Genomic DNA, 13,116 nt, shown 5'->3' with positions numbered 1-13,116 from the left:
GCGACGCCCCGGACCCGGCGGCGAACCGGGCCCGGCGGCAGCCTCGGCCCCGCTACCAGCGTCCGCGCTTGGCCTCCATCGCGGCGCGGCCCTCGGCCCCCTTGCGCTTCCAGTCACGGCGGATCTCGGCACGCACCCGTGCGTCCGTCTTGGCGACGATCCGCTGGTTCTCGCGGAGCAGCTTGCGGTAGCTCTCCAGTCGTCGCTCCGGCAGCGCGCCGGAGTCGACGGCCGCCAGCACCGCGCACCCGGGCTCGGCGACATGGGCGCAGTCCTGGAACCGGCAGTCGGCGGCGAACTCCTCGATCTCGGCGAACACCTGCCCGACCCCGGTCCCGGCGTCCCAGAGCCCGACGCCGCGCAGCCCCGGGGTATCGATGAGGACACCGCCGCCCGGCAGCACGAGGAGGTTGCGGGTCGTCGTGGTGTGCCGTCCCTTTCCGTCCATGTCGCGGGTGGCCTGCACGTCCATGACGTCCTCGCCCAGCAACGCGTTGGCCAGGGTCGACTTGCCCGCGCCGGACTGCCCGAGCAGCACCGCCGTACCGCCGGCGAGGACGGCTTCCAGGATGTCGAGCCCGGCCCCCGTCGAGGAGCTGACGGCGAGCACGGGGACCCCGGGCGCGGTGGTCTCCACGTCCTGGACGAGGTGCGCGAGGGTCGCCGCCTCCGGAACCAGGTCCGCCTTGGTGAGGACGACCACGGGCTGCGCTCCGGACTCCCAGGCCAGCGCGAGGAAGCGTTCGACGCGTCCCAGGTCGAGCTCGACGGCGAGCGAGACGGCCACGACGGCGTGGTCGACGTTGGCCGCGAGGATCTGCCCCTCGGACCGCTTGGAGGAGGTGGAGCGCACGAAGGCCGTACGGCGGGGCAGATACGCCCGTACGTAGCGCGGGTTGCCGGTCGGTTCGACGGCCACCCAGTCGCCGGTGCACACGACGCGCATCGGATCGTGCGGTGTCACGAAGGCGGTGTCGGCGCGGATGACGCCGTCGGCGGTGGCGACGTCGCACTGGCCGCGGTCGACCCGGATCACCCGTCCGGCGACGAGCCCTTCGGAGTCGTAGGGAGCGAACTCGTCCGCCCAGGCGTCGTCCCAGCCGTACGGAACGAGCGGGGAGAGGTCCAGGGAGGCGGACGGGGTCGGGAAGGCGGAGCTGGAAGTCAAGGGAGACCCTTCACAAGGGCGGCCCCGGCGACGCGCACTGCGGCGCGAAGAAGAAGGAAGGTCAGCCGGCGGCCACGGAGGTGGACTTGATGAACTTCTGGATGCGGGCAGCGCCCATCGCAACGACAGCCATCGGTCACACCTCCTGGAACTCTCTCGAAGCCAACGCCTCTGCGCCGACGTGTGAACTGTATCCGGGGCCCCCTCGGGCCCGTCAATCGAATTAAGACCCCGGCCGGCCGGGCCCTCGGCCGAGGGGACGCGCCGGCGGATCCGAGGGTCCGGCCGGAGGACGGGTCCGGGGTGACCGGCGGCTCAGTGAGCCGTCGTGCAGCGTCCCCCGTTGAGCGTGAACGCGTCCGGGGCCGTGTTCCCGTCGTGCCAGGTGCCGAGGAAGCCGACGGCGAAGGATCCGCCCGCGGCGACCGACTTGTTGTAGTCGGCGGCGGTCGCCGTCACCCGGGAGCCGTCCTGGGCGACCGTGCCGTCCCACATCTGCGTGACCCGCTGCCCGTCGTCGAAGGTCCAGCCGATCTCCCAGGAGTCGAGGGCTTCGACGGACGTGACGGTGACACTGGCCTGGAAGCCGTCCGTCCACTGGTCGACGACGACGTACTTCACCTGGCAGGACGCGGGACCCTTCGTGGGGTCCGGGGGTGTCGTGGAGCCCTTGGAGCCCGGGGTTCCCTTGGTGGCGTGGGCCGGGGACGAGGACGTGCCCTGGGGTTCGGGGTCGGGCTTCGAGCTCGCTTCGGCGCTGGAGTCCACGGGTTCGGGCGAGACGAGTGTGCCCTCGCCGCGGGTGGTCGCCGACGGGGACGAAACGCCCGAGTCGGCCACCGGGCGGCCTTCGGCCGAGCCGCCGTGCGCGGCGGCGGCGCCACCGTCCCCGGCGCCGAAGGGCATCAGGGAGACGGTGAGCGCGAGGCCGGAGACGATGACGGCGGCGACCAGCAGTCCGGTGCGGCCGATCCGGGGCGCGGCCTCCCTGATCTCGGCGATACCGGTGTCCGCGGCCGCGTCCGTACGACCGCCGGCCAGCCCCGCTTCGGCGGCGCGGCGCCTGCGTTCCAGATAGGCGAGGCCGCCCCAGCCGATCACCCCGCCCGCGAGAGCCGCGGGCAGTCCACCGCCGTGCAGCCGCAGACAGGCCGCGGCCTCGGCGCACTCCATGCACCGGGAGAGGTGCTGCGAGAGGTCCTCGGGCGTCTCGGCGCCCGGCGAACGGGTGACCGCGTCGAGAAGCCGGGCGTAGCTGCGGCAGTTGGCGTCCATCGGTGTGTCGAGGTGGTTGCGATGGCACCGGTCCCTGAACAGCGCCCGCACCTGGCCGAGTTCCTCGGCGGCCGCCACCGGGTCGAGACCGAGCCGCCGGGCCACCGCGGGCAGCGGGAGGGCCTCCACCTCGACCAGCCACAGCAGGGCCGCGTCGGGTTCCTGAAGGTCTTTCAGGCCGCGCAGGGCGATCGGGCGGTGCAGCGGAGGCCCGGTGTAGCGGGCTGCCTTCTCGGAGTTGAGCCACAGCCTGAGGTCCGGGTCCAGCCGGTGTCCCTGGCCGTGCGCCTCCCAGGCGGCGGCGGTGGTCCGAACCGCGTTCAGCAGCAGGGGAATCCGGGGCAGCCCGGGGTTTCTGCGACCGGTGGTCTTCGTGCGGGCCGTGGCCGAACGCGCCTCATGGATGCCATGGGTGAACGCCTCGGTGGCCAACTGGCCGGCCGCGGCGGAGCCGGACGTGCACAGATCGGCGTACGACAGGACCGCGTCCCAGCACTCCGAGAACAGCGCGGCCTCGGCGGCGTCCTGGGGGGTAGGCAGGTCTGGCATGGGGGCTCCTGCGTCCACTGCTTTTGAGTGCAACGGCACACAACGCCCAACTCGCCTGTTTTCAGGGGGAGTTGGTGGCCGTTTCGACAACGGGCCAGAGCCTTTCACGGGTTCGACACAACTGACAAGCGACGTAGTCACATCGTGCGGTCGCGCGATCACAGAGGGACCCTGGGGCTCCGGTCGCCCCGAGTGTCGTACGGAACGGGGACCTGGCGGGACCGAACACTTCAACTTTCACAGGACCCGCCACTCCACCGCCCCACTCCACCGCCTCACTTCACCGCCCCACTTCACCGCCCCCGACTCGACCGCCGCGCGGTCCCCTGACCCACCGCTCCCCCGCACCGGGCGTGCGGCGGCCCGGACGTCGGGACGACGTCCGGGCCGGGCGGGTACGGACCGTGCGGGCCGTGTTCGGGGGCGTGGTGACGCCCGGGCTGCGCGTACGGGCGCAGGTCACGCCCAGGCTGCGCTCGGGGCGCGGGTCACGCCCGGGCGGCCGGCTCCTGGGCGGGCAGGCTGTCCATGAAGGAGCTGACGGAGAAGACCGCGCGGCCGGGACCGGGCTCGCCGTATCCGGGCGGCGACTGCAGCCCGAAGTCGTCCATCGTGGCGCGGTAGGCCTCCAGCAGACGGATGTGGTACTCCAGCGGCGCGCCCTGCGGGTTGGCCTTGCCCAGCGGCGTGGTCGGCTCCGGGCACCAGGTGGTGAAGCGGGGCGTGATGCCGTGCGACATGAAGAAGCGCAGGCCCTCGGTCGTCGAGGCGATGGCCTCGTCGACGGTCGTGAAGCCGAACGGCTCGGCCATCTCCACGCCCGCGACGAAGTTCGGGATCACGTTGCGCGCGCCGAAGACCTCGGCGGAGTCGAGGATGCGCCTGTGCCACTCGTCCCGGCCGACGTAGCGCTCCTTGCCGGGGCAGTACAGCTCGAACAGGCGGCGGTCCCACACCTCGTAGTTGGGGTGGTAGATCTGCACGCCGTAGTCCTTGAACCGCTGCACGTCGTCGCGCGGCAGGGCCTGGGCCACCACCTTGCCGATCCACCGTCCGGGGAACCGTTCCTCGATGGCCTTGGCGTAGTGCCCGTAGAAGTCGGCCTCGTCGCGCCCGGCGACCGTCTTGGTGATCGCGCCGCCGGTGAGGGTGTAGGCCGTCGACGCCTTGGCGGTGTCGTAACGGTCGATGATCTCCAGCGCTTCGAGGACCTCCTCGACGTCCTTCACCCCGGTGTACGGACGGCCGGCGGCCTTGTGCTGGCGCCAGTTGTGGTTGATGTCGCAGTACTGGCACTCCTCCTTGGCGCCGAAGTACTGGCAGACCCGGAAGACGGTGAGGTAGATCAGGTAGCCCCACTGGATCGTCGGGGCCACCTCCATCACGGACTTCCCGTTGGAGAGGGTGTGCCGGTAGTACTCGGGCATCGGCGGCACCCCGACGTCGGAGATCCGCTTCCCGTCCAGGTACAGCCCGAGGACGCCCTCGTCGTCGGCGGCGACGCGGTACGGCGAGGCGGGATTGACGCGCACGGACACCACGGTGCGCCGCAGGCCGTACGGGCCGCCGGTGAGGATGATCTCCTCGGGCGGGCGCCTGAGCGCGGCCTCGCCGAGCTCGGGCAGGGTGCCGTGGTCGAAGGAGAAGATGAAGTACGACTTCGGCTTGACCTCGCCGCCCTCGTTGTCGCTGAGGGCGGACGCGTCGAAGGCCACGCCCCCGCGGAGCAGGTCCTCCTTGATGACGGCTTCCCGCGGTACGTGCGGGAACCGCTCCATCAGATCCTCGACCAGCGCGGTGCGGCTGCCCATCCCGTTCTCCTCGCTCCCGACCTGCTTCGTCTGTCGTGTTCGACTCCTCACGGTATGCCCCCGCCCGGACATCGGCCGTGCCGGGTCCCCCGCGCCGCCCCGGGCCGCGACGGCGCCGGATCTCGTTTGCTCCGTCCGGGCGCCGCTGCGAGAGTCCTCGCCATGCCTTCCTTCACCACGTACGACGGGACCGAGCTGGCCTTCGAGACCCTTGGGGACGGCCCGCCGCTGGTGTGTCTGCCCGGCGGACCGATGCAGGACTGCGCGTATCTCGGGAACCTGGGCGGACTGTCCGCGCACCGGCGGCTGATCATGATGGATCCGCGCGGGACCGGCGGGTCGGCGATCCCGGCGGACCCCTCGTCGTACCGCTGCGACCGGCTGGTCGACGACGTCGAGGCCCTGCGCGGGCATCTCGGCCTCGACCGGATGGACCTGCTCGCGCACTCCGGCGGGACGAATCTGGCGGTGCTCTACGCACAGCGCCACCCGGAGCGCGTAGCGCGCCTCGCGCTGATCACCCCGAGCGTCCACGCCGTCGGGGTCGAGATCACTCCCGAGGTCCGACGGGCGACGGCGCTGCTGCGCCGGGACGAGCCGTGGTTCCCCGAGGCGTTCGCGGCGCTGGAGAGGATCGTCGCCGGACACGGGGACGCCGACACGTTCCGCGCCATCGCCCCCTTCTGGTACGGCCGTTGGGACGCGGCCGCGCGGGCGCACCGGGACGCGGAGGACGAGCACAGGAACCACGAGGCCGCGGCCCGCTATTCCGACGGCGCCTTCACCCCGGACGCCACCCGGGCGGCACTCGCCCGCCTGCCGTCCCCGGTGCTGGTGCTCGCCGGGGAGGTCGACCTGAACTCCCCGGCGCCCGCGATGGCCGAGGTCGCCGCCCTGTTCCCGCACGCCGAGCTGGTCGTCCAGGCCGGCGCCGGACACTTCCCGTGGCTCGACGATCCGCAGCGGTTCGTGGCGGCGGCGGAGACCTTCCTGGCCGGCCCCGCCCGCTGACCGTCCGACCCGCCCGCCGAGGCCCGGCCACCCGCCGGCAGCCGGGCCCCGACGGCAGGGGAAGGCCGCCGTCAGGCGGTCCGGTCCAGATCCTCCCGGTCGACCCGGAATTCCGGCGCCTTCCCGGACAGCAGGCGTGCGGCCTCCTCCAGCACGGTCAGGCCGAGGCGGGCGACCTCGTTGCCCTGCGAACCGGCCAGGTGGGGCGTGATGAACGCGTTCGGGAGGTCGTGCAGCGGGGAGTCGGCGGGCAGCGGCTCGGGATCCGTGACGTCGAGGATCGCGCTGACGTGCTCGGCGCGCAGCGCCTCGATCAGGGCGTCGTGGTCGACCAGGGAGCCGCGCGCGGTGTTGACGAGAACCGACCCGGCGGGCATCAGGGCGAGTTCGCGGCGGCCGATCAGATGCCGTGTCTCCGGGGTCTGCGGGGCGTGGACCGTGACGATGTCGCTGCCGGCGAGCAGTTCGTCGAGCGGCAGCAGGGGGACACCGAGCGCGGCCGCCCCGGCCTCGTCGACGTAAGGGTCGGCGAGGCTCACCGACAGGTCGAAGGGGCGGAGCAGTTCGATGAGGCGTCTGCCGATGCGGGAGGCGCCCACGATGCCGACGCGGCGGCCGAAGTTTCCGATGCCGGGGAGGATCCCGCCGTAGGGGAAGGCGCGTTCGGCGCGCAGGCGTTCCCGGTGGGCGAAGACGTCCTTGCCCGTGAGCAGGATCATGGCGAGCGTGTACTCGGCGACGGGCAGCGCGTTCGCGGCGGCGGCCGAGGAGACGACGATGCCGCGCTCCCACACCTCCGGTGTCGCGAAGCTCTTCACGGAACCGGCCGCGTGCAGTACGGCCCTGAGCTTCGGGGCCGCGTCGAGCGTGTCCGCGTCGAGCACGGGGCACCCCCAGCCGGTGATCAGGATCTCGGTGTCCGCGAGCCGGGCCCGTACGCGCGGATCGGTGAAGTCGCCCGCCACGAGCGAGGGATCGACGTCCACCCGCTCGCGCAGCCGGGCGAGGGTGTCCGGAGGGAAGATCCGCGGCACGTTCTCGGGGGTCATGGCGAACATCGCCACGGGACGCGCGGAGGGCGACTCCACTGGACGTTCGGGCAAGGAGGTGGCCTTCCGGTTCGGCGACGCCGAGGACAGCAAGCGCTCTCTACCGTAGATCGCGCCACGCGGGCGGGTCAACGGACCGGTGTGACGGCCGGGCGGACCGGCGGGGTACGTTTCGCCGGGTGACCCATGCACGGGCCACGTACAGCGACTTCCTGGGGAGGGACGACAGGGATGACCCTGACCAACTGGGCCGGCAACATCACGTACGCGGCCGAGGAGCTGCACCGGCCCCCCTCGCTCGACGCGCTGCGCGCGCTGGTCGCGGACAGCTCCCGCGTCCGGGTGCTGGGCAGCGGGCACTCGTTCAACGAGATCGCCGAGCCGGGCGCCGGCGGTGTCCTCCTGTCGCTGACCGCGCTGCCGCCCACGGTGGACGTCGACACGACGGCCCGTACGGTACGGGTCTCCGGCGGTGTCCGGTACGCCGAACTCGCCCGCCGGGTGCACGAGCACGGACTCGCGCTGCACAACATGGCCTCGCTGCCGCACATCTCGGTGGCGGGATCCGTCGCCACCGGCACCCACGGGTCCGGGGTCACGAACGGATCGCTCGCCGCCGCCGTACGCGAGGTCGAGCTGATCACGGCGGACGGCTCCTCCCTGGTGATCGGCCGTGGCGAGGAGCGGTTCGGCGGCGCCGTCACCTCGCTGGGCGCGCTCGGTGTGGTCACCGCGCTCACCCTCGACCTGGAACCGGACTTCGAGGTGAGCCAGCACGTGTTCACCGAACTGCCGCTGGAAGGACTGGACTTCGAGGCGGTCGCGGCCTCCGCCTACAGCGTGAGCCTGTTCACCGACTGGGGCCGCCCCGGTTTCCGGCAGGTGTGGCTCAAACGGCGCACGGACCGGCCGTCGCCGGACTTCCCGTGGGCGGCTCCGGCGACCGAGGCCATGCATCCGGTGCCGGGCATGCCCGCCCGCAACTGCACCGAGCAGCTGGGGGTCCCGGGGCCCTGGCACGAGCGGCTGCCGCACTTCCGGGCCGAGTTCACCCCGAGCAGCGGGGCCGAGCTCCAGTCGGAGTATCTGCTGGCCCGCTCGGACGCGACGGCGGCGCTGCACGCGCTGGACGCGATCCGCGGGACGATCGCGCCCTTGCTCCAGATCTGCGAGGTGCGGACCGTGGCCGCCGACGACCAGTGGCTGAGTCCGGCCTACGGCCGGGACACCGTGGCGGTGCACTTCACCTGGATCGAGGACACCGCGGCCGTCCTGCCGGTGGTACGCCTGGTCGAGCGGGCGCTGGAGCCGTTCGGGCCGCGGCCGCACTGGGGCAAGGTCTTCACGGTGCCGTCGGCGGTGCTGCGCGAACGGTCGCCGCGGCTGGACGGGTTCAGGGCGCTGGCCGGCGAGCTCGACCCGGCGGGCACGTTCACCAACGCCTTCGTGCGGGACTTCCTCCACCCGGCCGTCTGACCTTCCTCCCCCTTCCTCCACCCCATTTCCTAACCCCTTGTCGAAAGTCCCCGACGGGCCGTAGCCTGGCGCGGCGCCGGGGCCGGGCAACCGGTGCGCGGGAGCGAGGGGAGCCCCATGAAGCGCGGCACATCACGCGACATCCGCACCGCGAACCGGTACGAGGTGCTGCGCCAGATCATCGCCGAATCCCCGACCTCGCGGCAGGAGCTGGCGGCGGCGACCGGGCTCAGTCTGGCCACGGTCGCCACGCTCGTCGGTGAGCTGCTCGACCTCGGGATGCTGACCGAGGTCGGGTTCGAGGACTCGGCGGGCGGCCGTCCCCGGGGGCTGGTGGCGGTCAACGCGGCCGGGGGCGCCCTCATCGGTGTCGACATCGCGGAGACGTACGTCCGTGTCGAGCTGTTCGACCTGGCCCTGAACGTGCTGGCCCGCGCCGACGAGGACATGCGCCCCGGCGAGAGCCGCCCGGAGCAGGTCGTCGGGCATGTCGCGGCCGCCGTCGGCTCGGTGGTCGCGCAGGCCGGGGTGGAGGGTGCCCGGGTCCTGGGCGTGGGCGTCAGCGTCCCGGGGCAGGTCGACCGCGACACCGGGATCGCGGAGTACGCGCCCAACTGGGACTGGCACGACGTGCCGTTGCTCGAACTGCTCGCGGAGCACATCGCCTATCCGCTGTACCTCGACAACCCGCTGCGCGCGTGTGCCGTCGCCGAGCTGTGGTTCGGCGCGGCCCGTGGACGCGGTGACGCCGTCGTGGTCAATCTGGGTACGGGCGTGGGCGCCGGTCTCGCGCTCGGCGGCGGGCTGCACCGGGGGGTCAGCAACAGCGCCGGCGAGTGGGGCCACACCACCCTCGTGCTGGACGGCCGGCCGTGCCACTGCGGCAACCACGGCTGCGTGGAGACGTACGTCGGGGCTCCCGGGATCATGCTGAACCTGCGGGAGCTGAGCCCCGGGAGCGCCCTGCTGCACCCGGAGGACCAGACCGCCACGATCGACGCCCTCGCGTCGGGTGTCGCCGCGCAGGACCCGGTCGCCCTCGAGGTCGTGCGCGCCACCGCCCGTTATCTCGGCGCCGGGATCTCCGACCTGGTCAATCTGCTCAACCCCGAAGTGGTCGTGCTGAGCAGTTGGGTCGCGGCCGCGCTCGGGGAACCGCTGCTGCGCGACGTGCGCGAGGCCGTCGCCCGGCACGCGCTGCGGCGTCCGCTCGCGGCCACGGAGATCGTCCTCTCCCCCATCCCGACGGACCCGGTCTGCCTGGGCGCCGCCACGTTCGCCCTCGAAGGCGCGCTCCAGTCGGTCGGCCAGCGGCCGGCCAGGCGGACCGCCCCCGCCAGGAGCCGTACAGCGCCTCCGGCGTGAGCGCCGGAGGCGCCCCCAACGGTACGACCTGATCCAAGTACCGCGATATCGCGGCGAGTTGACCGGTCACGATCCGCCGCCCCGGTGTCACAGGACCCGTGGCGTCCGGTATCCCGAACCTCCGGCAACGCTTCACGCCGACTTCGTCCAACCCCTTGCCGAAGCCTTAGCGGAAGGTTAACGTCCCGCACCGCACGGCCCGTTCGAGCCGCGGTCGCCCGCGGCCGGCACGCACAGCGCACTCAAACCGCCCACAAGACAAGGACGTCACCATGTCGGCATTGAGCAGCAACTGGGACCGTCGATCCGTACTGCGGGCCGCCGCCGGCCTCGCCGCCCTCGGGCCGCTGGCCGCCTGCGGCGGCAACAACGGGCGTTCCGGGGGCGGGGGTTCGCAGGAGCTGGTCCAGTACTTCCATGCCTACGGGGAGGCGGGCACCGAGCAGGCCGTCAAGAAGTACGCGAAGGCCTACGACAAGGCGCAGGTGACCACGCAGTGGATCACGGGCAGCGACTTCGAGAGCAAGCTGTTCGCCTCGCTGCTCACCGAGAACGCGCCCGACGTCTTCGAGTTCCACCCGCAGATCCAACTGGTCAAGAGCGGCCAGGTGGCGGACCTGAGCGACATCGTGGGTCCGGTCAAGGACGACTTCAACCCGGCCGACATCGCCTCGCACACGGTCGACGGGAAGATCTACGGCGTCCGCATGATCGACGACCCCCAGTTCTTCTTCTACCGGCCCTCCCTGCTGGAGAAGGCCGGCGTCAAGGTACCCACCACGCTCGACGAACTCATCGAAGCGGCAGCGAAGTTGACGACCGGCAAGGTCAAGGGCCTGTTCATCGGCAACGACCTGCACGCGGTCATCAACCCGATGATCTGGTCCGCGGGCGCCGACACCCTCGACGACAAGAACCAGATCGCCTACCACACCGAGGGGGTCAAGGAGGGACTGACGGCGATGCGGAAGCTCTTCACCAGCGGCCACCTGCTCCTCGACGCCCCCGCCGACTACTGGGACCCGTCGGCGATCAACCAGGGCCTGTGCGCGATGCAGTTCTGCGGGATGTGGGCGATGCCGCAGATACAGAAGGCGCTCGGCGACGACATCGGGGTCTTCCCCTTCCCGAAGGTCACCGACGCGGGCAAGCCGTCCGTCTACAACGGCGGCTGGTCGATGTTCGTCAACGCCAAGAGCGGACACGTCGACCTGGCCAAGGAGTACGTGAAGTGGCTCTGGATCGACCAGAAGAAGTACCAGGAGGACTGGTCGCTGTCGTACGGCTTCCACATCCCGCCGCGTTCCTCGCTCGCCGCCTCCGCCACCAAGCTCAAGTCCGGCCTGCCCGCCGAGGGAGTCGAACTCTTCGGCCGGTACGGGCACTTCGACAACATCGGCTGGACCCAGTCCATGATCACCGCGCTTGAGGACGTCTTCGCCGACTCTGTCCGCAAGGACGGCGATCCGGAGGCCGCGCTCGACAAGGCGGACGTGACCGTCGACCGCGAGCTGAAGAAGCTCTTCGGATAGACCGGCGGACGGACCCCGACATGTCGACCACCACGTCGCACGAAGTCCCGCGCTCCGCCCCGGCTGGCGCCACAGCGGCCCGGCCCCGGCGGTTCCGGCGGGACGGCGGCACCGTCAACTTCTGGCTCTTCACCGGCCCCTTCCTCATCGGCCTGATCGTCTTCGTGTACGTGCCGATCGGCTGGAGCCTGTGGCTGAGCTTCTTCGAGGCACGCTTCACCGTCACCCCCGACACGTTCGTCGGCTTCGACAACTACCGGCAGATGCTGGAGAACGGCGACTTCACCGGCTCGCTGGTGACGTTCACCGTCTTCGCCGCCTTCATCGTGCCGCTGACCTGGGCGCTCTCCCTGACCCTGGCGCTGATGGTGAACCGGCTGCGGTTCATGCGGGCGTTCTTCCGGTCGGTGTTCTTCCTGCCGACCGCGTGCAGCTACGTCGCCGCCTCGCTGATCTGGAAGATGTCCATCTTCAGCGGGGTCCGCTTCGGTCTGATGAACACCGTGCTCGGCTGGTTCGGGGTCGAGAACATCGCCTGGCTGGCCGACCCCGATCCGCCCTGGTACTGGCTGGTCATCGTGAGCGCGCGGCTCTGGCTCCAGGCCGGCTTCTACATGATCCTCTTCCTGGCCGCCCTGCAGAACATCCCGCCGGAGCTCTACGAGGCCGCCGCGATCGACGGTGCCGGTCCCGGCTGGCAGACCTTCCGCCACATCACCCTGCCGCAGCTGCGGGCCACCTCGACGGCCGTGATCCTGCTGCTCCTCGTGGCCGCCTACCAGGCCTTCGACGAGTTCTTCAACCTGCTGTCGAAGACCACCTGGGGCCGGCCGCCGCTCGTCGAGCTGTACTACACGGCGCTGGGCCAGGCGCAGGACTACGGAGCGGGCAGCGCGGGCGCGGTCATCCTCACCCTGCTGATCTGCGTGGTGACCCTGCTCCAGGGCACGTTCATGGGATTCGGACGCGGGGAGAGGGCCGAATGACCGCCGTCACACCGAACCGCGGAACCCAGGCCGCAGCGCCCGGGAGGCGCCGGCGGACCGGCCGGGGCGGGGCCCTCGGCAGCACCGGCCTGTACATCGCCACCGGGGTCGCCGGCCTGCTCTTCCTGGTCCCCTTCTATCTGCTCGTGCGCAACGCCCTGTCCACCGACGCCGCCATCACCGGCGAGAACTGGCAGTTCTTCCCCACTGACCTCGAATGGGGCAACATCGGCGAGCTGTTCGACGACCCCACCGTCCCCTTCGCCCGCTCCCTGTGGAACTCCGCCGTCGTCGGAGTGCTGCACACCCTCGGCACCCTGCTGGTCTGCTCGCTCGCCGGCTACGGCCTCGCGCGGATCCCGTACCGGCACGCCGACAAGGTCTTCTACGCGGTGCTGGTCACCCTGATGGTGCCCTCCGCCGTGACCTTCGTGCCGAGCTTCGTGCTCGTGTCGTCGCTCGGCTGGGTGGACAGTCTTCGCGGCCTCATCATTCCGGGGCTTTTCAGCGGTTTCACGTGCTTCCTCTTCCGGCAGTACTTCTTGGGGTTCCCGAAGGAGCTGGAGGAGGCGGCGCGCATGGACGGACTCGGCTACTGGGGCGCGTACTGGCGCGTCGTCGTGCCCAACTCCCTCAACTTCTTCGCCGCGATCGCGACCATCACGTTCATCAGCGGCTGGAACGCCTTCCTGTGGCCGCTGGTCATCGGCCAGGACCCCGACGCCTGGACCGTCCAGGTCGCGCTGTCCTCGTACATGACGAACCAGACCGTCAACTTCCATCTGATCTTCATGGCCACGGCCATTTCCATCCTGCCCCTGGTGTTCGTGTTCCTCTTCCTCCAGCGCTGGCTGGTCCAGGGAATCGCGCAGACCGGCATCAAGGGCTGAGCTA

At 71.2% G+C, this 13,116-nt stretch carries 10 protein-coding genes; 6 read left to right on the top strand and 4 right to left on the bottom strand.

Annotation, left to right across the window (positions count from 1 at the left end; genetic code table 11):
* Window positions 1-52 precede the first annotated feature (52 nt).
* The 3 genes from rsgA to ACFYW9_RS21230 all read right to left on the bottom strand — a co-directional run bounded on the left by rsgA (window position 53) and on the right by ACFYW9_RS21230 (window position 4,803).
* Window positions 53-1,168 carry a ribosome small subunit-dependent GTPase A gene (gene rsgA / locus ACFYW9_RS21240; RefSeq protein ID WP_389152429.1) on the bottom strand — a complete coding sequence of 372 codons (1,116 nt, stop codon included), beginning with the start codon at window positions 1,166-1,168 and terminating at the stop codon, window positions 53-55.
* 315 nt (window positions 1,169-1,483) lie between these two features.
* Window positions 1,484-2,992, bottom strand: coding sequence for a cellulose binding domain-containing protein (locus tag ACFYW9_RS21235; protein ID WP_389152426.1), 1,509 nt, complete (start codon window positions 2,990-2,992; stop codon window positions 1,484-1,486).
* Between the two features lie 488 nt (window positions 2,993-3,480).
* Window positions 3,481-4,803, bottom strand: a complete 1,323-nt coding sequence (locus ACFYW9_RS21230; protein ID WP_389152423.1) for a radical SAM protein — start codon at window positions 4,801-4,803, stop codon at window positions 3,481-3,483.
* Between the two features lie 162 nt (window positions 4,804-4,965).
* Here ACFYW9_RS21230 and ACFYW9_RS21225 point away from each other — a divergent pair, with 162 nt between their 5' ends.
* Window positions 4,966-5,814: an alpha/beta fold hydrolase gene (locus tag ACFYW9_RS21225; RefSeq protein WP_389152420.1), complete on the top strand. Its 849-nt coding sequence runs from the start codon at window positions 4,966-4,968 to the stop codon at window positions 5,812-5,814.
* A 71-nt stretch (window positions 5,815-5,885) separates the two neighbouring features.
* Here the strand turns inward: ACFYW9_RS21225 and ACFYW9_RS21220 are convergent, their stop codons facing one another.
* A complete protein-coding gene (locus tag ACFYW9_RS21220; protein ID WP_389152417.1) occupies window positions 5,886-6,863 on the bottom strand; it encodes a hydroxyacid dehydrogenase in 978 nt (325 codons plus the stop codon).
* A 231-nt stretch (window positions 6,864-7,094) separates the two neighbouring features.
* Here ACFYW9_RS21220 and ACFYW9_RS21215 point away from each other — a divergent pair, with 231 nt between their 5' ends.
* From ACFYW9_RS21215 to ACFYW9_RS21195, 5 genes are all read left to right on the top strand, one after another.
* Window positions 7,095-8,339 (top strand): FAD-binding protein, encoded by a 1,245-nt coding sequence (locus ACFYW9_RS21215; protein ID WP_389152414.1) that lies wholly within the window; start codon window positions 7,095-7,097, stop codon window positions 8,337-8,339.
* A 117-nt stretch (window positions 8,340-8,456) separates the two neighbouring features.
* Window positions 8,457-9,704 carry an ROK family transcriptional regulator gene (locus ACFYW9_RS21210; RefSeq protein WP_389152411.1) on the top strand — a complete coding sequence of 416 codons (1,248 nt, stop codon included), beginning with the start codon at window positions 8,457-8,459 and terminating at the stop codon, window positions 9,702-9,704.
* A gap of 272 nt (window positions 9,705-9,976) precedes the next feature.
* Complete coding sequence (locus tag ACFYW9_RS21205; protein ID WP_389152408.1) at window positions 9,977-11,236, top strand: ABC transporter substrate-binding protein; 1,260 nt, start codon at window positions 9,977-9,979, stop codon at window positions 11,234-11,236.
* Window positions 11,237-11,256: 20 nt separating this feature from the next.
* Window positions 11,257-12,222, top strand: coding sequence for a carbohydrate ABC transporter permease (locus ACFYW9_RS21200; protein WP_389152405.1), 966 nt, complete (start codon window positions 11,257-11,259; stop codon window positions 12,220-12,222).
* Window positions 12,219-13,112, top strand: coding sequence for a carbohydrate ABC transporter permease (locus ACFYW9_RS21195; protein ID WP_389152402.1), 894 nt, complete (start codon window positions 12,219-12,221; stop codon window positions 13,110-13,112). The genes ACFYW9_RS21200 and ACFYW9_RS21195 overlap by 4 nt, the downstream gene beginning before the upstream one ends.
* The last annotated feature ends 4 nt before the right edge of the window (window positions 13,113-13,116 follow it).

The organism is Streptomyces sp. NPDC002698 (assembly GCF_042888945.1).
GTDB lineage: Bacteria > Actinomycetota > Actinomycetes > Streptomycetales > Streptomycetaceae > Streptomyces.
This window is presented reverse-complemented; position numbering and strand designations above follow the sequence as displayed.